This window comes from Streptomyces sp. NPDC093149 (genome assembly GCF_044754145.1).
GTDB lineage: Bacteria > Actinomycetota > Actinomycetes > Streptomycetales > Streptomycetaceae > Streptomyces.
Window position 1 is genome coordinate 455190 of record NZ_JBIVON010000004.1, and the last position, 25658, is coordinate 480847.

A 25658-nucleotide genomic window follows, 5' to 3' on the forward strand; every position below is an offset into this window, starting at 1 on the left:
GCGCAAGGTGCACATCGTCATCATGGGCTGCGGGCGAGTCGGAGCCGCTCTCGCGCAGACCCTGGAGCAGCAGGGGCACACGGTCGCCGTCGTCGATCAGGACCCCACGGCATTCCGACGCCTCGGGTCCGGATTCGGTGGGCGGCGCGTCACCGGTGTCGGCTTCGACCAGGACACCCTCCGTGAGGCGGGGATCGAGGAGGCCGGCGCGTTCGCCGCGGTGAGCAGCGGCGACAACTCGAACATCATCGCCGCCCGGGTCGCTCGTGAGATGTTCGGCATCGAGAACGTCGCGGCGCGGATCTACGACCCCCGGCGTGCCGAGGTCTATCAGCGTCTCGGTATCCCCACGGTCGCCACGGTGCGCTGGACCGCCGACCAGATGCTGCGACGGCTGCTCCCCTCGGGGGCCGAGCCGCTGTGGCGGGATCCGAGCGGCGCCGTGCAGCTCGCGGAGGTGCACACGACACCGTCCTGGATCGGCCACAAGATCAGCACGCTGCAGGAGGAGACGGGCGTCCGCGTGGCGTTCCTCACCCGGTTGGGCGAAGCCATACTGCCCTCGTCGCAGACCGTGCTGCAGGAGGGCGACCTGGTCCACGTGATGATGCGTACGGACGAGATCGCGAAGGTCGAGGCGGCCTTCGCCGAGGGCCCTGAGGAGGGCGGTCACTGATGCGTGTCGCGATTGCCGGCGCCGGTGCGGTGGGACGTTCCATCGCGGGCGAGTTGCTGGAGAACGGGCACGAGGTGCTGCTCGTCGACAAGGCGCCGACCGCCATTTCGGTGGAGCGGGTGCCGATGGCCGAATGGCTGCTGGCCGACGCCTGCGAGATCACCTCGCTCGACGAGGCAGCGCTTCAACGCTGCAACGTCGTGATCGCCGCGACCGGCGACGACAAGGTGAACCTGGTCGTCTCGCTGCTCGCCAAGACCGAGTACGGCGTGCCGAGGGTCGTCGCCCGGGTCAACAACCCGAAGAACGAGTGGCTGTTCAACGAGGCCTGGGGCGTCGATGTGGCGGTCTCCACACCGCGGCTGATGTCGGCCCTGGTCGAGGAGGCGGTGAGCGTCGGCGATCTGGTCCGGCTGCTGCGCTTCAGCCACGGCGACGCCAACCTGGTCGAGCTGACGCTGCCCCCGGAGTCGGCGTTGGCCGGCACCCAGGTCGGCGATGTCGCCTGGCCCGAGGACACTTCGTTGGTCACGATCATCCGCGGGCAGCGCGTGCTGACGCCGAGCACCGAAGAGACGCTGGAGGCCGGTGACGAGCTGCTGTTCGTGGCCGCGCAGGCGCGCGAGGAGCAGTTGGAGGACCTGCTGTCGGTGCGCCGGGGCGACTCGGACGACTGACCGGCGCAGGGCCGGCCGGAGCCGACCCGAGGCCGGCGCAAGGCACAAGGCAGGCGGAAGGCGAGGGGCCCGGAACCGTGTGAAACGGTTCCGGGCCCCTCGCCTTGCGCCCTGGGCGGTTCAGTACTCCTGGTGGCGCGTCGCGGCGGCGGCCGCTTCGGCCTTGCGGGCCTCCTCGGCCTGCTCCTGCGCCTCCATCTCGGCGAAGACATCGATGGGCGGCGGCGCCTTGGCGAGGAAGACCCAGGTCAGATAGACCGCGAGCAGGAAGGGCGGAATCTTCAGGGCGACCAGGACCCAGCCGAACTGGGTCGTGTCGGCCCACCAGTACAGCGGGAAGAGGATCGCGCACTTGGCGAGCAGGATCAGTCCCCAGGCATAGCTCGCCTTGGCGTATGCCTTCCTGCGACCGGGGTTCCTGGTGCGCCAGGAGAGGTTCTCCTTGAACACCGGGCCCAGGATCAGACCGATCAGCGGCACCCCTGCGAGGGTGGTGATCAGATAGGCGAGGGCCAGGCCGAGCGTGTAGAGCATGCCCGGCAGATAAAAGTCCTTGGCATTGCCCGTCATCATGGCGAAGACCACGCCGAAGGCCACGCCGAAGACACCGCTGAAGGCGTGCTTCACGGTGTCCCTGCGGATCAGCCGTACGGCGACGAGGAGCAGGGACACCACCAGGGCCGCGATGGCCGAGAGGTGCAGATCCTTGTTGACCGTGAAGATCGTGACGAAGAGCAGCCCGGGAAGGACTGTCTCCACCATCCCCCGGACACCGCCGAACGCCTCGAAGAGCGCTGCCTCGGTGACCGCCTTCGCGTCGGCCTCCTGCTGGTCGGTGCGGGTGGTGCGGTCCGTGTCGGACGACGGCTTGTCGAGAGACGTCACCGGCTACTCCTTGCCGAGCGGTCGGAGTTCGTATTTGGGATTGAACAGCACCCGGCGTCCATGACTCATGGCGATCCGGCCCGAGGCGATGAGCTTGCGGCCCGGTTCTATGCCCGCGATGGAGCGTCGGCCCAGCCAGACCACGTCCAGCGGCGCGGTGCCGTCGAAGAGCTCCGCCTCCAGGGCGGGCACTCCGGCGCGCGGCCGCAGGGTGACGGTCCGCAAGGTACCAGTCACCTTCACGATCTGCCGGTCGGTGCATTCGGAGATACGCGTGCATCCCGAAGCCTGCGAGTCCTCCTGCAGCTCCTCGGACTCCAGGTCCTCCCGGGAGCTGGACAGCCGGTCGAGCATCCGCCGGAAGCGGCCGGACGGCTTCTCCGCCTTGCCCGGCTTCTCGAATCGAGGAACAGCACTCATAACCGAAGGGTACCGGTCTCCCGTGCCCCGAGCGGGTGTCCCGGGTCTCACTCGAACGGGTTACTCGTCAGGGCTTCGGAGTTCTCGTCGGCGTCGGAGGTGCGGAGCAGGGGCGAGCGACGCGGACACGACGGACCGGGCCCACAGCCCGCGCCTGCCGACGCGGGGCTCGGCCGCCCACATCCGTACGCCCGGGGCGCCCGGCTGCGGTTCAGCCGCGCTCGAAGCGGTAGCCCATCCCCGGCTCGGTGACGAAGTGCCGGGGGTGCGAGGGGTCGGCCTCCAGCTTGCGCCTCAGCTGCGCCATGTAGACCCGCAGGTAGTTGGTCTCGGTGCCGTACGAGGGCCCCCACACCTCCTGGAGCAGCTGCTTCTGGCTGACCAGCCGGCCGCTGTTGCGGACCAGGACCTCCAGCAGATGCCACTCGGTGGGCGTGAGCCGCACGTCGCGTCCCTCGCGGTGGACCTTCTTCGCCGCCAGGTCCACGGTGAACCCCTCGGTCTCGACGACCACCATGTCGTCGGTGCCGTGCTGGCCGACGGGTTCCGCGCGGCGGACGGAGGCGCGCAGCCGGGCCAGCAGCTCGTCCATGCCGAACGGCTTGGTCACGTAGTCGTCGGCTCCGGCGTCCAGGGCCTCGACCTTCTCGTCGGAGGTGTGGCGGGCGGAGAGCACCAGGATCGGCACCCGGGTCCAGCCGCGCAGCCCCTTGATCACCTCGACCCCGTCCATGTCGGGCAGTCCGAGGTCGAGGACGACGACATCGGGGTGGCGGGCGGCGGCGAGCTGGAGGGCGGTGGCGCCGTCGGGCGCCGCGTCCACCTCGTACTTGCGCGCCTTCAGGTTGATCACGAGGGCGCGTACGATCTGCGGCTCGTCGTCGACCACAAGCACCCGGGTCATGGGGGCCCTGCCTTTCTGCTGTACGGCGATCTCCCGGAGCGTTCCGGGGATCATGAGGTGACCGGCGAAGTCATGAGGTGACCCGCGCGGGCAGGTCGGGGCTGACCGGAACGTATCCCGACGCCGCCTTGAGGGTCAGCACCATGGTGAGACCGCCGCCCGGGGTGTCCTCGGCGCCCAGCGTGCCGCCCATGGACTCCACGAAGCCGCGGGCCACCGCGAGGCCCAGTCCGACGCCCGCTCCGCGCGGGGCGTCGCCGTAGCGCTGGAAGGGCTCGAAGATGCGTTCCTTGGCGTCGTCGGGGATGCCGGGGCCCCGGTCGACGACCCGTAGTTCGACGCGTTCGCCGAGCGCGCTGGCGGCCACCGTGACGTGTTGTTCGTAGGGGCTGTACTTGACGGCGTTCTCGACGATGTTGGCGACGGCTCTCTCCAGCAGCCCGGGGTCGACCTCGACCATCGGCAGGGTCTCGGGGATGTCGAGGTCCACGCTGCCCTCCGGCACGCCGCCGAGCGCCATCGGCACCACCTCGTCGAGGTCGATCTCGCGGATCAGCGGGGTGACGGTGCCGGTCTGCAGCCGGGACATGTCCAGCAGGTTCCCCACGAGGTGGTCGAGGCGGTCGGCGCCGTTCTCGATGCCTTCCAGGAGTTCCGCCTCGTCCTCGTCGGACCACGCGACGTCGTCGGAGCGCAGGGAGCTGACGGCGGCCTTGATGGCGGAGAGCGGGGTCCGCAGATCGTGGCTGACGGCGGCGAGGAGCGCCGTCCTGATCCGGTTCCCCTCGGCGAGCCGCCGGGCCTCCTCCGCCTCGCCGACCAGGCGCTGCCGGTCCAGTACGACGGCGGCCTGGGCGGCGAACGCCCCGAGCACCCGGCGGTCCTCGGCGGGCAGCACCCGGCCGGAGAGGGCGAGCGCCATGTGGTCGCCGACCGGCATGTCCACGTCGGCGTCCTCCGGCCGGGCCACCGGCCCCGGGCCGACGCTTCCGGCGCAGGTCCACGGGTCGACGTCGCTCTGCCGCTCCAGCAGAGCGACGGACTCCATGCCGAAGGTCTCGCGGACCCGGTCCAGGAGCGCGTCCAGGGTGGTCTCGCCGCGCAGCACACTGCCCGCCAGGAAGGAGAGGATCTCCGACTCGGCGCGCAGCCGGGCCGCCTGATGGGTGCGGCGGGCCGCCAGATCGACGACCGAGGCGACCGAGACCGCCACCGCGAAGAAGATCAGGATGGCGACGAAGTTCTCCGGGTCCTGCACGGTCAGGGTGTGGGTGGGAGGGGTGAACCAGTAGTTCAGCAGCAGCGAGCCGACGGCGGCCGACGCGAGGGCGGGCAGCAGCCCGCCGAGCAGGGCCGCCGCGACCGTCATGAAGAGGAAGAGCAGGACGTCGTTGGCGAGCCCCGGTCCGTTCTCCAGACTGGTGAGGAGCAGCGAGAGCAGCGCCGGGCCGCCGACACCGACCAGCCAGCCCCACATGATCCGGACCCGGCCCAGCCGGGCGCCGCGGGCGATGGGCAGCCCGCGGCCCTTGGCCACCTCTTCGTGGGTGACGATGTGGACGTCGAGGTCGGGGCCGGACTCGCGGGCGACCGTGGCGCCCACACCCGGTCCGTAGATGTACTGCCAGGTCTTGCGGCGGCTGGAGCCGAGGACGATCTGCGTGGCGTTCACCCCACGGGCGAATTCGAGGAGCGCCGACGGTATGTCGTCGCCGATGACATGGTGGAACGTGCCGCCGAGGTCCTCCACCAGGGTGCGTTGGACGGTGAGTTCCTTGGGCGAGGCGGAGGTCAGTCCGTCGCTGCGGGCGATGTAGACGGCGAGGATCTCGCTGCCGGAGCCCTTGGCGGCCATCCGGGACGCGCGGCGGATGAGCGTACGGCCCTCGGGGCCGCCGGTGAGTCCGACGACGATGCGTTCACGGGCCTGCCAGGTGGTGCGGATGTTGTGCTCGCCGCGGTACTGCTGAAGGTATTCGTCGACCCGGTCGGCGACCCAGAGGAGCGCCAGCTCGCGCAGGGCGGTCAGGTTGCCGGGGCGGAAGTAGTTGGACAGGGACGCGTCGATCCGGTCCGGCTTGTAGATGTTGCCGTGGGCCATCCGGCGGCGCAGCGCCTGGGGCGACATGTCGACGAGTTCGAGCTGGTCGGCCCTGCGGACGACCTCGTCGGGGACGGTCTCGCGCTGGCGTACGCCGGTTATGGCCTCGACGACGTCGCCGAGCGACTCCAGGTGCTGGATGTTGACGGTGGAGATCACGTCGATGCCGGCCTGAAGGAGCTCTTCGACGTCCTGCCAGCGTTTGGCGTTGCGGGATCCCGGCACATTGGTGTGCGCGAGTTCGTCCACCAGGGCGACGGCCGGGGCCCGCTCCAGAACCGCGTCGACGTCCATCTCGGTGAAGACGGCGGAGCGGTACTCGATCTCACGGCGCCGGATCTGCTCCAGGCCGTGGAGCATGACCTCGGTGCGCGGGCGGTCGTGGTGCTCCACGAAGGCGACGACGCAGTCGGTGCCCCGCTCGACGCGCCTGTGGGCCTCGGAGAGCATCGCGTACGTCTTGCCGACGCCGGGTGCCGCACCCAGGTAGATCCGAAGCTTGCCGCGTGCCATGGCCCCATTGTCTTCTCTGAACCGGCTGCGGCAGATGCGGCAGCCGGTTCGAAGCTACCCCGTAGATTCTCGACAAATCGGATGAGGGGTGGGGGTGGGAACCGAATTGACAGGATTCTGACGCCCGCACCGAGTGCGGAACGCCTGGAAGGAGCACGGGACGCCCCGGCGGGGTCCGGCCTTCCGCAGGTCAGGGGCGCCCCCGGCCTGTGGGGCCGGGCATGTGGGCGCTCGGGCGCTCGGGTCCGCCCCGGTCCGCCGGGCCGGGCCGGCGGCCGGCCAGGTCGGTGGCGTCCCTTCCAGCCGCGGTCCGCCGGGCCGGGGCCGGGGCCGCTGTCGGCCCCGGCAGCTCAAGGCCTCCCTCACCCGGCTCGACGATGCACTCGGCCCCTACCCCCGCTCGACGATGTGCCCGTCGCTCAGCTCCAGCACCCGGTCCGCCAGGCCCAGCAGCTGGGCGTCGTGCGTCGCCACCAGTGCGGTGACGCCCTCACTCCGTACCACCGCCCTCAGCAGCTCCATCACCGCGAGCCCGGTCTCCGCGTCGAGCTGTCCGGTCGGCTCGTCCGCGATCAGCAGCGCGGGGCGGTTGGCGAGCGCGCGGGCGATCGCGACGCGCTGTTGCTGACCGCCGGAGAGCTCTCCCGGACGCTGGGCCGCGTGGTCGGCGAGACCGACCATGGAGAGCAGCAGGGCCACCCGTTCCTCGCGCTCGCGCGGGTCCGTCTTGCGCAGCCGCAGGGGTACGCCGATGTTCTCCGCGGCCGTCAGGATCGGGATCAGGCCGAAGGACTGGAAGATGAAGCCGATCCGGTCACGGCGCAGCTCCAGCAGCCCGTTCTCACCGAGTTCGGCGAGGTCCGTGCCGTCGACGGTGATCCGGCCGCCGTCCGGGCCGTCGAGTCCACCGACCAGGTTGAGGAGGGTCGTCTTGCCGGAGCCCGAGCGTCCCTTGAGCGCGACGAGCTCTCCGCGCGGCAGCTCGAAGGAGACCCCCCGCAACGCGTGGACGGCCGCTGCGCCGGTGCCGTAGGAGCGGTGCAGGTCCTCGACCCGGACCATGGGTCCGCGCGCCGCGTCCTCGACCAGCGCCGCACCGCTCCGCCCTCCGGCGCTCGTCCGGCCGGTGTTGTCGGTCATGTCTCTCCCCCACACATGTTTCCCCGTACGTGATCGTCTCGTCGGCCGCCAGTATGTGCATCGGGCGCAGGGCCGGGCAATGGCCTCCCGTCGTGGGGTGAGGACCAGGACGGTGGCCGCGAGCAGTACCGCTGGTCCGGCCGCACGGCCCGGCCGGCCCTCCCCTCCGAGGCGCTACCGCTTCCCCACAACTTTCCGACAACTCTCTGACACCGGCCGACCAGCCTTGCCGAGGTCCACCGGGGCGAGTGCCCCCGTCCTTGAAAGGGTGCGCATGACGTTACGCAGGAGCCTTCCCCGGCTGGCGGCCGGAGTCCTCGGGATATCCCTGACCGTGTCCGCGGTCCCGGCCGCGACCGCCACCGCCAGAACGCAGCCCCCCACCGCCCCCACCGTCTCCGAGCAGCAGGTGATGCCCCATCTGCGTGCCCTGCAGCGCATCGCCGACCGCAACGGCGGCAACCGCGCGCACGGCACGCAGGGGTACGCCGACTCGGTGACGTATGTGAAGAACGTCCTCGACCGGGCGGGTTTCCGCACGAAACTCGTTCCCTTCACCCACGACGGCGCCACCGGCAGCAATCTGATCGCCGACTGGCCGGGCGGCGACCCGGACCATGTGCTGCTGACCGGCGCCCATCTCGACAGCGTCGAGGAGAGCCCGGGAATCAACGACAACGGCTCCGGCTCGGCAGCGGTCCTGGCCACCGCACTCCAGGTGGCGGCGGAGCGGCTGAAGCCCGAGCGGCACCTCCGGTTCGCATGGTGGGGCGCGGAGGAGAAGGGCCTGATCGGCTCGGCGGACTACGTCCAAAAACTCTCCGCGGCCGAGCGCCGCAGGATCGACGTCTACCTCAACTTGGACCAGGCGGGCAGCAAGAACACCCGGCAGTGGCTCGTGGTCCACGACGACGAGCACGGCGAGACCGAGGCCCAGCAGGCTTTCGAGGCGTGGTTCGCCGAGCGGAACATCCCCACGTTCGACATCGGCGTCGGCGGCTCGGACCACGAGTCGTTCGGCAACGCCGGCATCCCGTCGTCCGGCTTCAGCACCGGCATCTCGGACTGCATCCACGAGGCGTGCGACGACCTCGCCAACGTGGACCCGCGGACGGAGACGACGAGCACCGACGCCCTCATCGGCGTGCTGTGGAAGCTCGCCGCCGCCGATCCCCGGCACTGACCGCCCCTTCCTCAGGAACGAGACATGCGCATACTGCTGCACCGCCGCCGCAGAGCCGCTGTCGCCCTCGTGGCCGCAGTGGTGAGCACCACCGCACTGACCGCCCTCCCCGCCTCGGCCGCCATCGGCGGTCCGGGCGTCGGTGACCCTTACTTCCCCGACGACGGCAACTCCGGCTACGACGTGTCCCACTACGACGTCCGCATCGCCTACGACCCGGCGCGCACCGGCCATCTGGACGGCGACACCACCGTCTCCGCCCGCGCCCTGACCGGCCTGGACCGGTTCAGCCTGGACCTCAAGGGCTTCACCGTGGCATCGGTCACCGTGAACGGCACCCCTGCGAAGGCGTTCTCCCGGGCCGGCGCCCATGAACTGGTCGTCACCCCCGCCCGCCCGGTCGTGAAGGGCACGACGTTCGAGGTCCGGGTGGTGTACGCCGGTGCGCCCGACGCCGAGGGCTGGCACACCCTGAAGACCGGCGGCGCGTACGTGTCGGGCGAACCGCACGCGGCGACCTCCTGGTATCCCGCCAACGACCACCCGTCCGACAAGGCCACCTTCGCCCTCACGGCGACGGTGCCCGACGGCTGGACCGCCGTCGGCAACGGCCTGCCGGGCCCGGTCACCGCGAAGGACGGCAGGAAGACCTTCCGCTGGTTCGAGGACAAGCCGCTGGCGACGTACCTCAGCACGGTCGCGATCGACAGGTTCACCGTCCACCGGGGGAAGACGGCCGCCGGAACGCCGGTCATCACGGCGTACAGCCCGGACGCCGTCATCGACCCGGCCGCGGAGGCCGAGCAGACGGACATCCTGGACTTCCTGACCGCGAAGTTCGGCCCGTACCCGTTCTCCTCGGCGGGCGCCATCGTCGTCGGCGCCACAAAGGAACCCACCGGTGGCCCGCTCGCCCTGGAGACGCAGAGCCGCCCCACGTACGGCGCCGGCATGCTCTTCGACGCCTCGATGGTCCATGAGAACGCCCATCAGTGGTTCGGTGACAGCGTCTCGTTCAAGGACTGGCGGGACGGCTGCGCCGCGGAGTGCTTCGCGCAGTACGCCGGGCAGTTGTGGGAGGAGCACAAGGGTACCGACCTGGATCAGGACTACTACCGCTCCGAGATCGAGAACTACCGCGACGATCCGACGTTCTGGTCCACCAGGCTCTACGACCCGGGGCCGGGGAAGGAGTTGGATTCCGCGCTGTACTTCAAGGGTTCGCTGATGCTGCATGCCCTGCGGCGCACGGTCGGTGACGAGGCGTTCTTCGGGACGCTCAGGACCTGGACCCGCGACCACGCGTACGGAAACGCCTCGTTCCGGCAGTTCGAGGCGCTGGCGGCGAAGGTGTCGGGGAAGGACCTCACGGGCTTCTTCGGGGCGTGGGTCGACGGCACGGTGGTCCCGCCGGCGAAGTACCTCTACCCGGGAAGCCTGGGCTCGCCGACGGGCTGAACCGTCGTGCGTCGTGCGTCGTGCGTCGTGCGTCGTGCGCCCGGCGCTGTGCGTCGTGCGTCGTGCGTCGTGCGTCGTGCGTCGTGCGTCGTGCGTCGTGCGTCGTGCGTCCCATGGTCCGGGGCCGGCCGCGAAGGCCGGCCCCGGTGCTCTCAGGCTCCGTTCACCAACTGCTTGAGAGCGATGTTGAGCTGGAGGACGTTGACCCTCGGTTCCCCCACGAAGCCGAGAATCCGGCCGTCCGTGTGCTGCTCGACGAGCTTCTCCACCTGCGCGACGCCGAGATGGTTCCGCTCGGCGACGCGGCGCACCTGGAGCTGTGCGTACGCCGGGGAGATGGCCGGGTCGAGGCCGGAGCCCGAGGAGGTGACGGCGTCGGCCGGCACGTCGGCGGGGCTGACGGGGTGGCCGGGGACGGAATTGTCCTTGACGACGGCGGCCTTGGCGGCTGTCACCGCGTCGATCAGTTCCTTGCTGTCGCCGGAGCGGTTGGTCGCGCCGGACAGGATCAGTTTGTACTGGGTGTTGACGCTGTTGGTGCCGAGGCCGTCGGACGGGCGCGGCTGGAACCACCTGAGGTCCGGGGCCGCGGTCTGCTGCCCCTTCTTCAGCGGCAGGTCGTAGCGCTGGCCGATGAGTTCGGAGCCGACGACCTTGCCGTTCGCGGTGATCTCGGAGCCGTTGGCCTTGTCGGGGAAGATGCCCTGGGCGACACCGGTGACGGCGAGCGGGTAGAGCACGCCGCAGACGACGGTGAGGACGAGCAGGGCACGCAGCCCTGCCCAGAGCAACCGGGCGGTGTTTGCTACGGAGTTGTTCATGGCAGGTCAGCCGATTCCGGGTATGTGGGAGATGATCAGGTCGATGATCTTGATGCCGATGAACGGGGCGACCAGTCCGCCGAGTCCGTAGATCCCGAGGTTGCGCCGGAGCATCGAGTCGGCGCTGCTGGGCCGGTAACGCACGCCCTTCAGGGCGAGCGGCACCAGTGCGACGATGATCAGCGCGTTGAACACGACCGCCGACAGGATCGCGGACTGCGGCGAGGACAGCCGCATGATGTTGAGCGTGTCCAGGCCGGGATAGACCACCGCGAACATCGCCGGGATGATCGCGAAGTACTTCGCGACGTCGTTGGCGATCGAGAACGTCGTCAGCGCACCCCGGGTGATGAGCAGTTGCTTGCCGATCTCGACGATCTCGATCAGCTTGGTGGGATTGGAGTCCAGGTCCACCATGTTCCCGGCCTCCTTGGCGGCCGAGGTACCGGTGTTCATCGCCACGCCCACGTCCGCCTGGGCCAGCGCGGGCGCGTCATTGGTCCCGTCGCCCGTCATCGCGACGAGCTTGCCGCCCGCCTGCTCCCGCTTGATGAGGGCCATCTTGTCCTCGGGCGTGGCCTCCGCGAGGAAGTCGTCCACCCCCGCCTCCTCGGCGATGGCCTTCGCGGTCAGCGGATTGTCGCCCGTGATCATGACCGTCCTGATGCCCATCCGGCGCAGCTCGTCGAACCGCTCCCGCATGCCCTCCTTGACGACGTCCTTGAGGTGGATGACGCCCAGGACCCGGGCGCCTCGCCCGTCCTCCAGAGCCACCAGCAGCGGTGTTCCGCCGGCCTCGGATATCCGGTCGGTGAGCGTCCGTGCCTCCGGCGAGACGCTGCCGCCGCGCTCCTCGACCCACGCGACGACGGAACCGCTCGCGCCCTTGCGGACCCTGCGTCCCTCGACGTCCACACCCGACATCCGGGTCTGGGCGGTGAACGCGACCCACTCGGCCTGCCGCAGTTCGCCCTGGTGGCGCTCGCGCAGCCCGTACTTCTCCTTGGCGAGCACCACGATCGAGCGGCCCTCGGGCGTCTCGTCGGCCAGTGAGGACAGCTGGGCGGCGTCCGCCAGTTCGGCCTCGGTCGTGCCCCTGACGGGGACGAACTCGGCGGCCTGCCGGTTGCCGAGCGTGATGGTGCCGGTCTTGTCCAGCAGCAGGGTCGAGACATCACCGGCGGCCTCGACGGCACGCCCCGACATCGCGAGCACATTGCGCTGCACCAGCCGGTCCATCCCGGCGATTCCGATCGCGGAGAGCAACGCTCCGATGGTCGTCGGGATCAGGCAGACCAGCAGCGCGGTCAGCACGATCATCGACTGCTTCTGGCCCGCGTAGATCGCGAACGGCTGGAGGGTGACGACGGCGAGCAGGAAGACGATGGTGAGGGACGCGAGCAGGATGTTCAGCGCGATCTCGTTGGGTGTCTTCTGCCGGGCCGCGCCCTCGACCAGGGCGATCATCCGGTCGATGAACGTTTCACCGGGCTTGGTGGTGATCTTGACGACGATCCGGTCGGAGAGCACCTTCGTACCACCGGTGACGGCCGAGCGGTCGCCGCCGGACTCCCTGATGACCGGCGCCGATTCACCCGTGATCGCGGACTCGTCGACGCTCGCGACACCGTCGACGACATCCCCGTCGCCGGGGATGATGTCACCGGCCTCACAGACCACCAGATCGCCGATGCGCAGTTCGGTGCCGGGGACCCGCTCCTCGTTCGTGCCGATGATCCGCCGGGCGACGGTGTCGGTCTTGGCCCTGCGCAGCGTGTCGGCCTGCGCCTTGCCGCGCCCTTCGGCGACCGCCTCCGCCAGGTTGGCGAAGATCGTGGTCAGCCACAGCCAGGCCGCGATCGCCCAGCCGAACCAGTCGCCGGGGTTCAGGCACGCCAGCACGGTGGTGAACACCGAACCGATCAGCACCACGAACATCACCGGAGACTTGACCATCACCCGGGGGTCGAGCTTGCGTACGGCGTCGGGGAAGGACTTGAGCAATTGTCCGGGGTCGAACAGACCCCCGCCGACGCGTCCTTCGCTCTGATGACCCGTGGGCGCGTCCTGGTGGGGCGCCCGGGTGGGGGTGACAGTGGACATCGAGTCCTCTTGCTTCGTACGAGTGGTCATGACGCCAGCCCTTCGGCCAGCGGCCCCAGCGCCAGGGCCGGGAAGTAGGTCAGCCCGGTGATGATCAGGATCGTCCCGACCAGCAGCCCGCTGAACAGCGGCTTGTGCGTGCCCAGGGTTCCCACGGTCGCCGGTACGGGCCTCTGCTCGGCGAGCGAGCCGGCCAGCGCCAGCACGAACACCATCGGCAGGAAGCGGCCCAGCAGCATCGCGAGACCGATGGTCGTGTTGAACCACTGCGTGTCGGCGTTCAGCCCGGCGAAGGCCGAACCGTTGTTGTTGGCACCCGAGGTGTACGCGTACAGCACCTCGGAGAATCCATGCGCACCGGAGTTCAGCATGGAGTGCGGCGGGGTGGGCAGGACCAGCGCCACGGCGGTGAAGCAGAGCACCAGCGCCGGGGTGATCAGGATGTAACAGGCCGCGAGCTTGATCTGCCGGGTACCGATCTTCTTGCCGAGGTACTCGGGCGTACGGCCGACCATCAGGCCCGCGATGAAGACCGCGATGATCGCCATGATGAGCATGCCGTAGAGGCCGGATCCGACCCCACCGGGCGCGATCTCGCCGAGCTGCATGCCCAGCATCGTGATGCCCCCGCCGAAGCCCGTGTACGAGGAGTGGAAGGAGTTGACCGCACCCGTGGAGGTGAGTGTCGTGGCCACGGCGAAGATCGACGAGCCGGCGATCCCGAACCGGGTCTCCTTCCCCTCCATGGCTCCGCCCGCGATGTCGAAGGCGGGCCCGTGGTGGCTGAACTCGGTCCACATCATCAGGGTGGTGAAGCCCAGCCAGATGACGCCCATCGCCGCCAGGATCGCGTAGCCCTGCTTCAGCGAGCCGACCATCCGGCCGAACGTCCGCGTGAGCGCGAAGGGAATGACCAGGATCAGGAAGATCTCGAAGAGGTTGGACAGCCCGTTGGGGTTCTCGAACGGGTGGGACGAGTTGGCGTTGAAGTAGCCGCCGCCGTTCGTACCCAGCTCCTTGATGACCTCCTGCGAGGCCACCGCTCCGCCGTTCCACTGCTGCGAACCGCCCACGAACCGGCCGACCTCATGGATGCCGGAGAAGTTCTGGATGGCACCGCAGGCGACCAGCACCAGCGCGCCGACCACGGCGATCGGCAGCAGGATCCGGACGGTGCCGCGCACCAGGTCGGACCAGAAGTTGCCCAGTTCACCGGTACGGGAGCGGGCGAAGCCCCGTACCAGCGCCACCGCGACGGCCATACCGACCGCCGCCGAGACGAAGTTCTGCACCGCGAGGCCACCGGTCTGGACGACATGGCCCATGGCCTGCTCGCCGTAGTACGACTGCCAGTTGGTGTTCGCGACGAACGATGCCGCCGTGTTGAAGGCCTGGTCGGGGTCGATCGAGGCGAAGCCGAGCGAACCGGGCAGAACGCCCTGGAGCCGCTGCAGCAGATAGAGGAAGAGAACACTCACCGCGGAGAAGGCGAGGACCCCGCGCAGGTACGCGGGCCAGCGCATCTGTGCGTCGGGGTTGACGCCTACGGCCTTGTACATCCACTTCTCGACGCGTAGGTGCTTCTGCGAGGAGTAGACGCCGGCCATGTGGTCACCGAGCGGACGGTATGCCAGTGCCAGCGCCACGACGAGCGCGAGAACCTGGAGCACACCAGCGAGGACGGGGCTCATATCGGGCTCAGAACCTCTCCGGGTACAGAAGGGCGAGGACGAGATAGCCCAGCAGGGCGACGGCCACGACGAGGCCGACGACGTTTTCGGCGGTCACAGCTTGGCCACCCCCTTGGCGACGAGAGCCACCAACGCGAACACCGCGATCGTGGTGACGACGAAGGCCACATCGGCCATCGTGTGCTCCTAGATGAGGTACGGAATCTCTGACCTCCTGAGCAAACCCCGCGTCCCGACGCTCCCGGCCTTGCGTTGATGGCTTCCTTACGGGGAGGGTCGGGCCTTTGACGGCGCGCATACGTGCCCTATACGCGCCCCATACGCGCCCCTTTGGGCACCCCGAATCCGCCATGGCCGCCGGCCCCTGGACGCAGCGCCCCGCGCCGCGCACGCCGACCGTCTCCCGGCCCGGTTCCGGTTGACCTTGACACGGTGACAGGGTCTTCACTGCAGCCAAGGAGGTGGCCCTCATGACACTGCCGAAAGAGGACCCGAACACGATGCGAGCTCTCCAGGGGCTGGAGAACAACAGCTCGTCGGTCCGGTTGCGGGCAGCGCTGGCCGTCGGCACGGCCCCGGACCCGGGGTTCATCGGCAAGCTCATCGAGCAATGTGCGATCGAACCCGAGTTCTACGTGCGTGAAATGCTGACGTGGGCGCTCACCCGCCACGCGGCATCGATGACGGTCCCGGTGCTTCTCGAAGAAGTCCGCTCGGACCGTACGCAGGCACGGAGCCAGGCGTTGCACACGCTGTCCAAGATCGGGGATCGGCAAGCGTGGCCGGCGATCACACCGGCACTGCTGTCCGACGCCGACGACGAGGTGGCCCGGAGCGCCTGGCGAGCGGCGGTCGTGCTCGTGCCCGAAGGTGGGGAGCACGAGTTGGCCGTAGTGTTGGCGACACAGCTCGGGCGCGGCGAACACGAGACGCAGCTGAGCCTCAGCCGGGCGCTGGTCGCGCTCGGGGAGGTGATGTTGCCGGCACTGGACGCCGCGACGACGGACCTCGACCCTCGTGTGCGCGCGCACGCGATCGCCACGGAACGGTTGTGGCGCGACCCGGATGCCGGATTCGAGTCCGCGATCGAGGAGGCGAAGCGCATCGTGGCCCTGGGCGGGGCCGGCAAGGAGGAGCGGTAGGCAGTGTTGATCGGTGATGTCGCGCGACGGTCCGGAGTCAGCGCCCGCATGCTCAGGCATTACGAGTCGCTCGGCCTGGTGCGGCCGACGGGCCGTACCGGCTCCGGCTATCGGGAGTACTCCGGCGAGAACATCCGGCGGATCTTCCACATCGAGAGCCTGCGTTCATTGGGGCTGTCGCTGCGCGACGTCGGGCGCGCGCTCGATGACCCCGGCTTCGCGCCCGCCGAGCTCGTCGACGACCTCATCCGCCAGGCGCGGGACCGCATCGCAGCAGAGACGGAGCTGCTCACGCGACTCCGCCGGATCGGTGCCGCGGAACCCGCCGGCTGGGAGGACGTCCTCCAGATCGTCGCGCTCCTCCAGGCGTTGGGGTCGAAGAGCGCGGGGGCGCGGCAGCGCGCGGCCCTGTCCGCGATCGAGGAAGTACCCGTGCCGGTGGAGGCACTGGTCGAGGCCGTGCTGAGCGAGTCGGATCCGAACGTCGCCGGGGCCCTGCGTTGGGCTCTGGCGCGAGCGGGCGGGGACGGTCCGGCACTGCTGGCGAAGGGCCTCGGATCACCCGCTGCCGAGGTACGGAAACGCGCCGTCCGGTCCATCGCCGAGATTCCGAACGGTGAGGCGACCGCACTGCTGCAGGACGCTCTCACGAACCCCGACGTCGTGGTCCGCGGGTACGCGGCCCTGGCGCTCGGGGCACGTGGAGCAGCCGACGCCGTCCCGACGCTCATCGACATGATCGTCGAGGAGAGGAACGACGCCGACGCAGCCGATGCACTGAGCACGCTGGCGAGTGATCGCGCGTTGGCGGATCAGATCGCCACCGGGCTCGTCGACTGCCTCGCCCGCAGCACCATCGGATCGTCTGCACGTCGACGGCTGACACAGGCGCTCGCGGACATCCCGGGGGACGCGGCGTCGCGTGCCCTCGCGGATCTGTCACATGACGAGGACCGCGCCGTTGCGCTCACCGCGGCCTACATTCTCAAGCTGCGCGCAGCACGACAGTGAATCCCTCCTGAGGTGCTGCGTGCCCGGGGCCCGGTGGTCGCTGGTCACCGCCCGTACCGCGCCCCTGGACACCTGCCCGGCCGAGGGCCGTACGCGCGGCCGGCCGTTCGTCACCCACCGCGGGCCCGCACCCGGCACGCGACGCCCGCTATGAGGTGGCATCGACCCACAGGGCGGTGCTGTGGGCACCGACGAGACCGCTGATGCGGGTGAGTACGTCACTGACCGGCTGCGGGTCGATTCGGCGTCCGTCGCGCAGACGCAGTGCGACGTGATCGTCAGCGGCCTCCCTGGCGCCGATGACGGCTTGGTAGGGAACGAGGCGGGCCTCTCGGATACGGGCGCCCAGGCTGCCGCGTTCCGGTCCCGCGATCTCGGCACGCAGTCCGAGGTGGGTGCATCGCCGGGCGAGGGCTGCGGCGTTCGGCAGTTCGGTGTCGGAGACCGGGAGAATGACCAGCTGAGTGGGGGCGAGCCAGGCGGGGAAGGCACCGCCGTGCTGTTCGATGAGATGGGCGACGGCTCGCTCCACACTGCCGATGATGCTGCGGTGGACCATGACCGGGCGGTGTCTGGCGCCGTCCGCGCCGATGTAATGCAGATCGAACTGCTCGGGCTGATGGAAGTCGACCTGGACGGTGGACAGGGTGGACTCCCGGCCGGCACCGTCGGTGACCTGGACGTCGATCTTGGGGCCGTAGAACGCGGCCTCACCCTCAACCGCCTCGTAGGGCAGGCCGGAGCGGTCGAGGACGTCGGTCAGCAGGGCGGTGGACCGTTCCCACTTCGCGGGCGCGGCAACGTACTTGCCACCCGAGCCCGGGAGGGAGAGCCGGTAGCGAGTCGGGGTGATGCCGAGCGCCTCGTACGCCCGGCGGATCATCTCCAGCGCCGCCTGCGCCTCCTCGGCGACCTGGTCCAGGGTGCAGAAGATGTGCGCGTCGTTGAGCTGGATGGCCCGCACCCGGGTCAGTCCGCCGAGCACGCCCGAGAATTCGGAGCGGTACATGCCTCCCAACTCGGCCATGCGCAGGGGCAGCTCGCGGTAGCTGTGGGGGCGGGAGCGATAGATCACCGCGTGATGGGGGCAGAGGCTCGGCCGCAGGACGACCTGCTCCCCACCGAGGTCCATCGGGGGGAACATGTCGTCGCTGTAGTGCGCCCAGTGCCCCGAGATCTCGTACAACTCCCGCTTGCCGAGCACCGGTGAGTACACGTGGCGGTAACCCGCGCGCCGCTCGGCGGCGCGGATGTACTCCTCCAGGGTGTGCCGTACGGCCGCGCCGTCGGGCAGCCAGTACGGCAGGCCCGCGCCGATCAGCGGGTCGGTGTCGAACAGGCCCAGTTCACGGCCGAGCTTGCGGTGGTCATGCATGGCGGTCTCCTCACGGACATCGGGCGAATGACCGCAAGGCGAAGCCCCGGGGCAATCGCCCCGGGGCTTCGGACCAAGACATCTGTCAGCGCGCCGGGACACTCTCCGGCGTCGTCGTCACAGCAGCGCGCTTCATGTCGCAGACGTTAGCAGGGCGTGGCGAAGTGCACACCGTGATTCCTCGTCGTGAGTGCCCGGGTCACGCAGGGGTCGCGGCCCGCCGGGCAGGTCTGGCAATCGGTACGGAGTACCGGCCGGACATGTCGAAACGGTGTCGCACACACGGTGAGAGGCGTGCGACGTCCTCGTCGCGGACGTCGAAGCCGTGGGTTGTCCGGGCCCGCGCACCCACTCACACCGCGGGTGGACCTGGGCAGTCGGGGTTTCGGGATCGTCCAGTGGTCCCTTTGGGGCTTGTCCCTGCCATCCCCCTGGACGCCGAAAGGCCGGTGGGCCGCACCCCCTCGAAAGGGAGTACGGCCCACCGGCCTTCAGCTGTGCCGGGCGGCGGCCCGTATCCGCTCAGCGCACCTCGGTGATCTCGGGTCCACGCTGGAGCTGGCCCATGCCACCGGAGAACTTCGAGCCCTCCTGGTTCTCCTGCTGGACGCCCTCGGGCACCATCTGGGCGTCGTTGGGGAGCTTGAGGACGATCGGATCGCGCGGCGCCATCGGGCCCTCGCCTCGGACGACCACGGTGTCCCGGAAAATCGTCTCCAGCAGCCCCGCGGCCTCCGGCTGCACGGCACCCTGGCCGGAGATCACTCCGCGCAGGAACCAGCGCGGCCCGTCGACGCCGACGAAGCGCACCAGCTGCACACCGTTCGTGCCGTCGGGGAGCTGTACGGGGACCTGGGCGCGCAGCTCCCAGCCCAACGGACCCTCGACCTCGTCGATGATCCCGCCCTGCTGGGTGATGCCGGAGGCGATCTCCTCGCGGACCTCGCCCCAGATGCCCTCCTTCTTGGGCGCGGCGAAGGCCTGCAGCTGAATGGCACTGTCGTGCAGCACCACGGTCGCGGCCACGATCGCGTCACCGGCGACCTCGACCCGCAGCTCCATGCCCTCGACGCCGGGCACGAACACGCCGCCCAGGTCGACCCGGCCCTCGCCGGGCTGGGAGACCTCGGTGATGTCCCACGGTCCGTCCGGCCGCGGCGCCGGCGGGAGATTCACCCGACGCGAGCCGCTGTCGGCCCCGTCGCCGTCATCGAGCTCGTCGACGACCTGCTCGGCCTCGCGCGCTTCGTCCGCCACGTCATCGGCGGAACCACTCTTCTTGCGACGTCCGAACACGTCACTGTCCTTCCCGGTCGGGTACGACCGAAGCGTAGCTGTTCCCGCCCTGGGTAATCCCGCCCCTGACGCCACCAACATCACCGGAAGCGTGCCCTCCGGTGGATCCGAAGCCTCCCTCGCCGCGAGCCGAGCCGGGCAGCTCGGCCACTTCGTGGAAGCGCACCTTCTCGACCTGCTGTACGACCAGTTGGGCAATCCGGTCGAACCGCTCGAACCGCACGGGCTCCCGCGGGTCGAGGTTGATGACGATCACCTTGATCTCTCCACGGTACCCGGCATCAACCGTCCCCGGGGCATTGACGAGAGCGACTCCGCAGCGTGCGGCGAGGCCGGACCGCGGGTGCACGAACGCCGCATACCCGTCGGGCAGCGCGATCGACACCCCGGTGGGGAGAACCGCCCGCTCGCCCGGGGCCAGTTCGGCGGCCTCGGTGGTCACCAGATCGACCCCGGCGTCGCCGGGGTGCCCATAGGCCGGAATCGGCACGTCCGGGTCGACCCGGCGGATCAGTACGTCCACGGGATGGCGCATCAGGGGTTCACCTCGAACGCGCGGGCGCGCCTGACCTGGTCCGGATCCGCCATCGCGGCCCGGATCTCGGCCGGGCGGCCGTTGTCGATGAAGTGGTCGACCTTCACCTCGATGAAGAGGGCCTCGGCACGGACCGCCACGGGCCCGTCCGGGCCGCCGATCCGGCCCGTCGCCCGGGAGTAGATCTTCCGGCCGTGCACCGCGGTGATCTCGGCGTCGAGGTACAGCACGGTGTCCACCGGCACCGGGGCGACGAAGTCGGTCTCCAGCCGTCCGGTCACCGCGATCACCCGCAGCAGCCAGTTCAGCGAGCCGAGCGTCTCGTCCAGCGCGGTGGCCAGGATGCCACCGTGCGCGAGGCCCGGGGCGCCCTGGTGGGCGGCCTTCACGGTGAACTCGGCGGTGACTCTGACACCCTCGCCGGCCCGTGCCTGGAGGTGCAGCCCGTGGGGCTGTCCCCCGCCGCAGCCGAAACAGTGTTCGTAGTGCGCGCCGAGGAGTTCGCCGGGAGCCGGGGCTTCGGGATGCCGGACCGGTTTCACCGCGTCGGCCGGGGGCTTCAGAGCCGCAGATGTTCCACTCACAGGCGCAGACCTTACCCGCGCGGCCACCCGCAGGTCGCACCGTGCCAAGCTTGGGTTCATGCAGCCCTCCACCCCGCCTTTCGACGAACGACTGACCGCACCCCGTTCGTGGTGGCTCATCGCGTTCCTGGTCGGCATCGCCTGTGCCCTGATGCTGTTGCCGCTCGGCAGCCTGCCGCTGTTGGCCGGCCTGGTAGGCGGCACGGCGCTCTCGGCGGTCGCGGTCAGCTCCTACGGTTCGACCAGGATCCGGGTCGTGGCGGGCGCCCTGGTGGCCGGTGACGCGCGCATTCCGGTGTCGGCGCTCGGTGAGGCCGAGGTGCTGGACGCGGAGGAGGCGCGTGCGTGGCGCTCGTACAAGGCGGACACCCGCGCGTTCATGCTGCTGCGCAGCTACATCCCGACGGCGGTGCGGGTGGAGGTCACCGACCCGCAGGACCCGACGCCGTACATCTATCTGTCGACCCGCGAGCCGCAGGCCCTGGTCGCCGCGCTCAGCGCGGTACGGACCTGAAAGACGCATCGCGACACGGGCCGGGCATCGCGGCGCGGCCCGGAGAGGCGTGTGCGCACACCGCCGCCTGCCCTGCGAAACCACCCGGTGCGCATCCTGGCGGCGTGGCCGCAGCGACCTGGTGCCGTGACCCGCAATGTTTGCCCCGTGAGGAGTGTCGTCCAGTGCGTGCGATCGCAAGGCGGCCGGAAGTCCTTGTAGCGCAACTACCAGGACTTTTGGCCAACGCCGCGAGCGTGCGTGCTGGACGGCGCGACGGGACAGAGCTTGCCGGGAGGGGCACTGGTCCCGGGCTCTTCGCGATCCGGGCCTTCGTTCTTCCATGGACCCGGCGGAAGCCCTTCGCGGGCTCTCCAGGGGCTTCGTCGGCCTCCAGCAGGTCCTGACCCGCCTGACCTGATCCGAACGAGAGGCCCTAACTCCCCGGCTCGCCCGGCAGCCCCTTGTGCGGGCCGCCCGGCTCCATCGGTGGCAGCTCCGAAAGCCGGTCCCAGGGGATCCGGCGCTTGCGCAGGTCCTTCCTGACCCGCTCGGCGAGCTTTCTGGTGTCGCGCCGGTTCACCATCGCGCCGACGGCGGCGCCGATCATGAACGGGACGAGATTCGGCAGATTGCGCACCGTGCGCTTCATGATCTGCTGGCGCAGCTCGCGCTTCATCTGGCCGCCCAGCGCGGCGTTGACCGTCGCGGGATGGGCGACATCGATACCGCGCTCCTCCGTCCAGGACGTCAGGTAGGCGGTGGAACGCTGGGTGAGCCCGCCCGGCGGGCGCAGCCCGTAGACCTCGTGCAGCTCGGCGACGAGCTTCATCTCGATCGCGGCCACACCGGTGATCTCCGCCGTCAGCTCGGCGAGCAGGGCGGGCGGCACGGGCATCATGGCCGCCGCGCCGATACCTGCGCCGACGGCGGCGGTGGCCTTGCTGGCCCCCGCGATGAGCTTGTCGGCGAGCTCCTCGGGCCCGAGGCCCGGGAACTGCTTGCGCAGGGTGGCGAGGTCACGCACAGGAATGCGGGGAGCCGTTTCGATGATCAGGTCGGCGATATGACCGATCGCGGCCCTGGCGCTCTCCCCGCCCTTGCGTACTCCCCGTTTCACCGAACCCAGACGGCCTGCCCCGGTCACGGGCTCCGTCCTGTCGACCTGTCCGGCCCCGTCGGCCGTGTCGACCCCCTCGGCTGCCGTGACCGCTTCGAGCGAGGCCGACCGGCCTCGCTCGTCGTCCCGCACACCCGTGGAGGGTGGCAGGGCGGACCGCTCGGCAGGCGCTGCAACGCCTTCTGCCGGGCCTGTACCGCCCTGATTCGCCTCCGACGACCTCTTGCGCCGAAAGCGTCGCTTCCGGAACGGTGTGTCGCCTGCCACGGCCGCTCGACCTAGTCGCAGTCGCGGCAGATCGGCTGGCCGTTCTTCTCGCGTGCCAACTGGCTCCTGTGGTGCACGAGGAAGCAGCTCATGCACGTGAACTCGTCGGCTTGCTTGGGCAGGACCCTCACGGCCAGTTCTTCGTTGGACAGGTCCGCGCCGGGCAGCTCCAGCCCTTCGGCCGCGTCGAACTCGTCGACGTCGACGGCGGACGCCGTCTTGTCGCTCCGTCGGGCCTTCAGCTCTTCAAGGCTGTCCTGGTCGACGTCGTCATCGGTCTTGCGTGGGGTGTCGTAATCCGTTGCCATGTCGCTCTCCCCCTCTGGGTGTCTGCGGTGTCTCAGCGCACGTAACGCGTGAGAGGCCGGACTTGTGCCCGACCCGAGGCGGAGATTTTGCCTCACATCAAGGTCTGTTACTCAATCGACACCCAAAAGGACCGCTCGGGAGTGGTCGGCTTGGGTGGCGATGGGGACCGTACACGGTCCCGGTGTCGTGCTTCACGGGCGCCACCCCGTGTACTTCCCGTGATATCGGGCCCCGAAAACCCCGACTTTTGCGGGTTTTCCGGTGACGACCCCGATCACGGAGCGTTGACGTCCTGATATTCGCTTCTGTGATCGATCACACACGGCCGCTCCGGGTCCAGGTCCCGAAAATTCCGCTCAAAGCGAACAAATTCCTGCGCGTGCGAATCGCTCCGCTCAGCCTCTCAGACCGGCAGTGAGACACGCATCACAAGACCACCTCCCTCGCGGGGTTCCGCGACGATCCGGCCGCCGTGAGCGCGCGCCACGGACCGCGCGATCGACAGTCCGAGCCCCACCCCCTTGTCGCTGCCCGTTCGCTCCGTACGCAGCCGTCTGAAGGGCTCGAAGAGGTTGTCGATCTCGTACGCGGGCACCACGGGGCCCGTGTTCGAGACCACCAGCAGGGCATGGCCCGACTGCAGCTCGGTGGTGACCTCCACCCAGCCCTGCTCGGGGATGTTGTAGCGCACGGCGTTCTGTACGAGGTTCAGCGCGATCCGCTCCAGCAGGACGCCATTGCCCTGGATCACGGCGGAGGCCAGCTCGGCACGGATCTCCACGCCCCGTTCCTCCGCCTCGCCACGCGTCTGATCGATCGCACGCGAGGCCACCTCGGAGAGGTCCACCGGTTTGCGCTCGACGATCTGGTTGTCGCTGCGGGCGAGCAGCAGCAGTCCCTCGACCAGCTGCTCACTGCGCTCGTTGGTGGCCAGCAGGGTCTTGCCGAGCTGTTTCAGCTCGGGCGGGGCCTGCGGATCGGAGAGATGGACCTCCAGCAGCGTCCGGTTGATCGCGAGCGGGGTCCGCAGCTCGTGCGACGCGTTCCCGACGAACCGCTGCTGGGCGGTGAAGGCCCGCTCCAGGCGGTCCAGCATCTCGTCGAAGGTGTCGGCGAGCTCCTTCAGCTCGTCGTCCGGGCCGTCCAGCTCGATCCGGCGGGACAGATCCGTCCCGGCCACCCGGCGGGCGGTACGGGTGATCCGGCCCAGCGGGGAGAGCACCCGGCCCGCCATGGCGTAGCCGAAGGCGAAGGCGATGACGCTGAGACCGACCAGGGCCAGCAGCGATCGGTTCAGCAGGGTGTCCAGCGCCTGCTGGCGCTGGTGGTTGACGCAGGAGTTCATGGCCGCATTGAAGGCGTCCGGCGTCGACTTGTCGTTGAAGTTGCACACGTCACTGGTGACCTGACCGCTCACGATCTTGAACGGCAGCTCGCTGCCCACGTGCAGGGCCTGCGCGGCCAGCATGTAGATGATCGACAGCAGCAGGATGCCCGCGATCAGGAACATGCCGCCGTACAGCAGCGTGAGCCGTATCCGGATGGTCGGCCGGAGCCAGTAGGGCGGCTCCTGCTGTTTGGGCTCCCAGGTGGGCTTCGGAGGTGCCGTCGGCGGCACGGGGACGGAGGGCATCGGCCGTCAGATCCGGTAGCCGGAGCCGGGCACGGTGACGATCACGGGCGGCTCGCCGAGCTTGCGGCGCAGCGTCATGACCGTCACCCGGACCACGTTGGTGAACGGGTCGGTGTTCTCGTCCCAGGCCTTCTCCAGCAGCTGCTCGGCCGAGACGACCGCGCCCTCGCTGCGCATCAGGACCTCCAGCACGGCGAACTCCTTCGGCGCGAGCTGGATCTCGGCCTCGCCCCGGAATACCTCGCGTCGGTTGGGGTCGAGCTTGATGCCCGCGCGCTCCAGGACGGGCGGCAGCGCCACCGTCGTACGCCGGCCCAGGGCCCGCACCCGTGCCGTGAGCTCGCTGAAGGCGAACGGCTTGGGCAGATAGTCGTCGGCGCCCAGCTCCAGGCCCTCCACCCGGTCACTGACGTCACCGGACGCGGTGAGCATGAGCACCCGGGTGGGCATGCCCAGCTCGACGATCCGGCGGCAGACGTCGTCGCCGTGCACCAGAGGGAGGTCCCGGTCCAGCACCACGACGTCGTAGTCGTTGACCTCGACGCGTTCCAGGGCCGCGGCACCGTCGTACACGACATCGACAGCCATGGCCTCACGGCGCAATCCGGTGGCCACCGCATCGGCGAGCAGCTGCTCGTCCTCCACGACGAGTACGCGCACGGCGCTGTCCTTCCTTAGAAAAATCAGACGGAAAATTCAGAACGTCCCGATGCGGTCACGGTCCGTGATGCGGGCCGCTCATCGGTGATGTCCTGTGCGGCTCCATCCTGCCCGCAACGCGCATAAACCGGCGGTAAGACGGCGCTGGCCCACCCCGGGCTCCGGGGAATGCGCCGGATTTCCCGGCCAGTTGAGGTTTCTCTGAGCTCGAGGCTGGGGAGGACGCATTCACACCCGCGATCACGCCTTGAATGTGGCGTACCACTGGCCGCTCCGTCCCCGGAGAGCGCGTGATCACCCGCCCTACCGCCTCCGCGCGGAGGGAAACCCGGGCACACCCCCGTGCCACCGACCCACGATGAGGGGGCGCATTATGGACGCTTTCACCGCAGGTCTGCTGCAACGAATCAGGGCAACCGAGTCCGACCTCACGAAAGCGCGCGAGACGGGCGACGACTTCCTCGCGGACGTCGAGCAGGGCGAGCTGGACGACCTGCACCGCCTCGCCGCCGAGCACGGCGTCGAAATCGGCGCCACCAGCATCTGAGCCGCGCGAGAAGGGCCCCTGACGCCGGACAACGGCGTCAGGGGGCCCGCTAGCCCGCCCGGGGTCAGCGGCGGGCCGGGTTGAGTGGTGGCCCGGGGCCCACACCAACAGGTG

The 25658-nt window shown here is 69.7% G+C and carries 25 protein-coding genes and 1 pseudogene; 8 read left to right on the forward strand and 18 right to left on the reverse strand.

Features of this window, described 5'->3' with window-relative positions:
• Window positions 1–7 precede the first annotated feature (7 nt).
• Entirely contained in the window at window positions 8–676 is a 669-nt protein-coding gene (locus ACIQCZ_RS15625; RefSeq protein ID WP_376271631.1) for a potassium channel family protein, read from the forward strand.
• Window positions 676–1353, forward strand: a complete 678-nt coding sequence (locus ACIQCZ_RS15630) for a TrkA family potassium uptake protein (RefSeq protein WP_351087342.1) — start codon at window positions 676–678, stop codon at window positions 1351–1353. Before ACIQCZ_RS15625 ends, ACIQCZ_RS15630 begins: the two co-directional genes overlap by 1 nt.
• A gap of 120 nt (window positions 1354–1473) precedes the next feature.
• On the opposite strand, the gene ACIQCZ_RS15635 is transcribed toward ACIQCZ_RS15630, so the two are convergent.
• The 5 genes from ACIQCZ_RS15635 to ACIQCZ_RS15655 form a co-directional block, all read right to left on the reverse strand.
• Entirely contained in the window at window positions 1474–2238 is a 765-nt protein-coding gene (locus ACIQCZ_RS15635) for a DUF3159 domain-containing protein (protein ID WP_402282706.1), read from the reverse strand.
• Window positions 2239–2241: 3 nt separating this feature from the next.
• Window positions 2242–2658 (reverse strand): OB-fold nucleic acid binding domain-containing protein, encoded by a 417-nt coding sequence (locus ACIQCZ_RS15640; RefSeq protein WP_351084874.1) that lies wholly within the window; start codon window positions 2656–2658, stop codon window positions 2242–2244.
• Window positions 2659–2869: 211 nt separating this feature from the next.
• Window positions 2870–3562: a response regulator gene (locus tag ACIQCZ_RS15645; RefSeq protein WP_351084878.1), complete on the reverse strand. Its 693-nt coding sequence runs from the start codon at window positions 3560–3562 to the stop codon at window positions 2870–2872.
• Window positions 3563–3632: 70 nt separating this feature from the next.
• On the reverse strand, window positions 3633–6176 hold the full coding sequence (locus ACIQCZ_RS15650; RefSeq protein WP_376272325.1) for an ATP-binding protein: 2544 nt from the start codon (window positions 6174–6176) through the stop codon (window positions 3633–3635).
• Window positions 6177–6566: 390 nt separating this feature from the next.
• The gene (locus ACIQCZ_RS15655) at window positions 6567–7316 is read right to left on the reverse strand and encodes an ABC transporter ATP-binding protein (protein WP_402282707.1); all 750 of its coding nucleotides are present in this window, start codon (window positions 7314–7316) and stop codon (window positions 6567–6569) included.
• Window positions 7317–7590: 274 nt separating this feature from the next.
• Between ACIQCZ_RS15655 and ACIQCZ_RS15660 the strand changes: the two genes are divergently transcribed.
• Both ACIQCZ_RS15660 and ACIQCZ_RS15665 read left to right on the forward strand, forming a co-directional pair.
• The gene (locus ACIQCZ_RS15660; protein WP_402282708.1) at window positions 7591–8499 is read left to right on the forward strand and encodes a M28 family peptidase; all 909 of its coding nucleotides are present in this window, start codon (window positions 7591–7593) and stop codon (window positions 8497–8499) included.
• 24 nt (window positions 8500–8523) lie between these two features.
• On the forward strand, window positions 8524–9957 hold the full coding sequence (locus ACIQCZ_RS15665) for a M1 family metallopeptidase (RefSeq protein ID WP_402282710.1): 1434 nt from the start codon (window positions 8524–8526) through the stop codon (window positions 9955–9957).
• 152 nt (window positions 9958–10109) lie between these two features.
• Here the strand turns inward: ACIQCZ_RS15665 and ACIQCZ_RS15670 are convergent, their stop codons facing one another.
• From ACIQCZ_RS15670 to kdpF, 4 genes are read right to left on the reverse strand one after another with little or no spacing between them, the layout of a single operon-like run.
• Entirely contained in the window at window positions 10110–10778 is a 669-nt protein-coding gene (locus ACIQCZ_RS15670; RefSeq protein ID WP_376561612.1) for a potassium-transporting ATPase subunit C, read from the reverse strand.
• A 6-nt stretch (window positions 10779–10784) separates the two neighbouring features.
• Window positions 10785–12911 carry a potassium-transporting ATPase subunit KdpB gene (gene kdpB / locus ACIQCZ_RS15675; RefSeq protein WP_402282713.1) on the reverse strand — a complete coding sequence of 709 codons (2127 nt, stop codon included), beginning with the start codon at window positions 12909–12911 and terminating at the stop codon, window positions 10785–10787.
• On the reverse strand, window positions 12908–14572 hold the full coding sequence (kdpA, locus tag ACIQCZ_RS15680; protein WP_402282714.1) for a potassium-transporting ATPase subunit KdpA: 1665 nt from the start codon (window positions 14570–14572) through the stop codon (window positions 12908–12910). The genes kdpB and kdpA overlap by 4 nt, the downstream gene beginning before the upstream one ends.
• Window positions 14573–14579: 7 nt before the next feature.
• Window positions 14580–14669: a K(+)-transporting ATPase subunit F gene (gene kdpF, locus ACIQCZ_RS15685; RefSeq protein WP_037777601.1), complete on the reverse strand. Its 90-nt coding sequence runs from the start codon at window positions 14667–14669 to the stop codon at window positions 14580–14582.
• 373 nt (window positions 14670–15042) lie between these two features.
• Here kdpF and ACIQCZ_RS15690 point away from each other — a divergent pair, with 373 nt between their 5' ends.
• Both ACIQCZ_RS15690 and ACIQCZ_RS15695 read left to right on the forward strand, forming a co-directional pair.
• A complete protein-coding gene (locus ACIQCZ_RS15690; RefSeq protein WP_402282716.1) occupies window positions 15043–15714 on the forward strand; it encodes a HEAT repeat domain-containing protein in 672 nt (223 codons plus the stop codon).
• A gap of 3 nt (window positions 15715–15717) precedes the next feature.
• Complete coding sequence (locus ACIQCZ_RS15695; protein WP_402282717.1) at window positions 15718–16725, forward strand: HEAT repeat domain-containing protein; 1008 nt, start codon at window positions 15718–15720, stop codon at window positions 16723–16725.
• A 148-nt stretch (window positions 16726–16873) separates the two neighbouring features.
• Here ACIQCZ_RS15695 and thrS read toward each other — a convergent pair whose 3' ends face one another.
• From thrS to ACIQCZ_RS15720, 5 genes and pseudogenes are all read right to left on the reverse strand, one after another.
• Window positions 16874–18202 carry a threonine--tRNA ligase gene (gene thrS, locus ACIQCZ_RS15700; protein ID WP_402282718.1) on the reverse strand — a complete coding sequence of 443 codons (1329 nt, stop codon included), beginning with the start codon at window positions 18200–18202 and terminating at the stop codon, window positions 16874–16876.
• Between the two features lie 30 nt (window positions 18203–18232).
• Window positions 18233–18425: pseudogene (locus ACIQCZ_RS15705) on the reverse strand (hypothetical protein); the annotation flags it as partial.
• Between the two features lie 197 nt (window positions 18426–18622).
• Complete coding sequence (locus ACIQCZ_RS15710; protein WP_351084841.1) at window positions 18623–19396, reverse strand: DUF3710 domain-containing protein; 774 nt, start codon at window positions 19394–19396, stop codon at window positions 18623–18625.
• 1 nt (window position 19397) lies between these two features.
• Window positions 19398–19931: a dUTP diphosphatase gene (gene dut / locus ACIQCZ_RS15715; RefSeq protein WP_351084839.1), complete on the reverse strand. Its 534-nt coding sequence runs from the start codon at window positions 19929–19931 to the stop codon at window positions 19398–19400.
• The gene (locus ACIQCZ_RS15720) at window positions 19931–20515 is read right to left on the reverse strand and encodes a PaaI family thioesterase (protein ID WP_376216234.1); all 585 of its coding nucleotides are present in this window, start codon (window positions 20513–20515) and stop codon (window positions 19931–19933) included. The genes dut and ACIQCZ_RS15720 overlap by 1 nt, the downstream gene beginning before the upstream one ends.
• 58 nt (window positions 20516–20573) lie before the next feature.
• Here ACIQCZ_RS15720 and ACIQCZ_RS15725 point away from each other — a divergent pair, with 58 nt between their 5' ends.
• Complete coding sequence (locus ACIQCZ_RS15725; protein WP_402282720.1) at window positions 20574–21029, forward strand: DUF3093 domain-containing protein; 456 nt, start codon at window positions 20574–20576, stop codon at window positions 21027–21029.
• A 415-nt stretch (window positions 21030–21444) separates the two neighbouring features.
• Here the strand turns inward: ACIQCZ_RS15725 and ACIQCZ_RS15730 are convergent, their stop codons facing one another.
• From ACIQCZ_RS15730 to ACIQCZ_RS15745, 4 genes are all read right to left on the reverse strand, one after another.
• On the reverse strand, window positions 21445–22395 hold the full coding sequence (locus tag ACIQCZ_RS15730) for a hypothetical protein (protein WP_402282722.1): 951 nt from the start codon (window positions 22393–22395) through the stop codon (window positions 21445–21447).
• An 11-nt stretch (window positions 22396–22406) separates the two neighbouring features.
• Entirely contained in the window at window positions 22407–22703 is a 297-nt protein-coding gene (locus ACIQCZ_RS15735; RefSeq protein WP_003965732.1) for a DUF4193 domain-containing protein, read from the reverse strand.
• A 404-nt stretch (window positions 22704–23107) separates the two neighbouring features.
• Complete coding sequence (locus ACIQCZ_RS15740; RefSeq protein WP_402282723.1) at window positions 23108–24337, reverse strand: sensor histidine kinase; 1230 nt, start codon at window positions 24335–24337, stop codon at window positions 23108–23110.
• Between the two features lie 6 nt (window positions 24338–24343).
• On the reverse strand, window positions 24344–24997 hold the full coding sequence (locus tag ACIQCZ_RS15745) for a response regulator transcription factor (protein WP_266357093.1): 654 nt from the start codon (window positions 24995–24997) through the stop codon (window positions 24344–24346).
• Window positions 24998–25370: 373 nt separating this feature from the next.
• Between ACIQCZ_RS15745 and ACIQCZ_RS15750 the strand changes: the two genes are divergently transcribed.
• Window positions 25371–25544: a hypothetical protein gene (locus ACIQCZ_RS15750; protein WP_351084827.1), complete on the forward strand. Its 174-nt coding sequence runs from the start codon at window positions 25371–25373 to the stop codon at window positions 25542–25544.
• Window positions 25545–25658 lie beyond the last annotated feature (114 nt).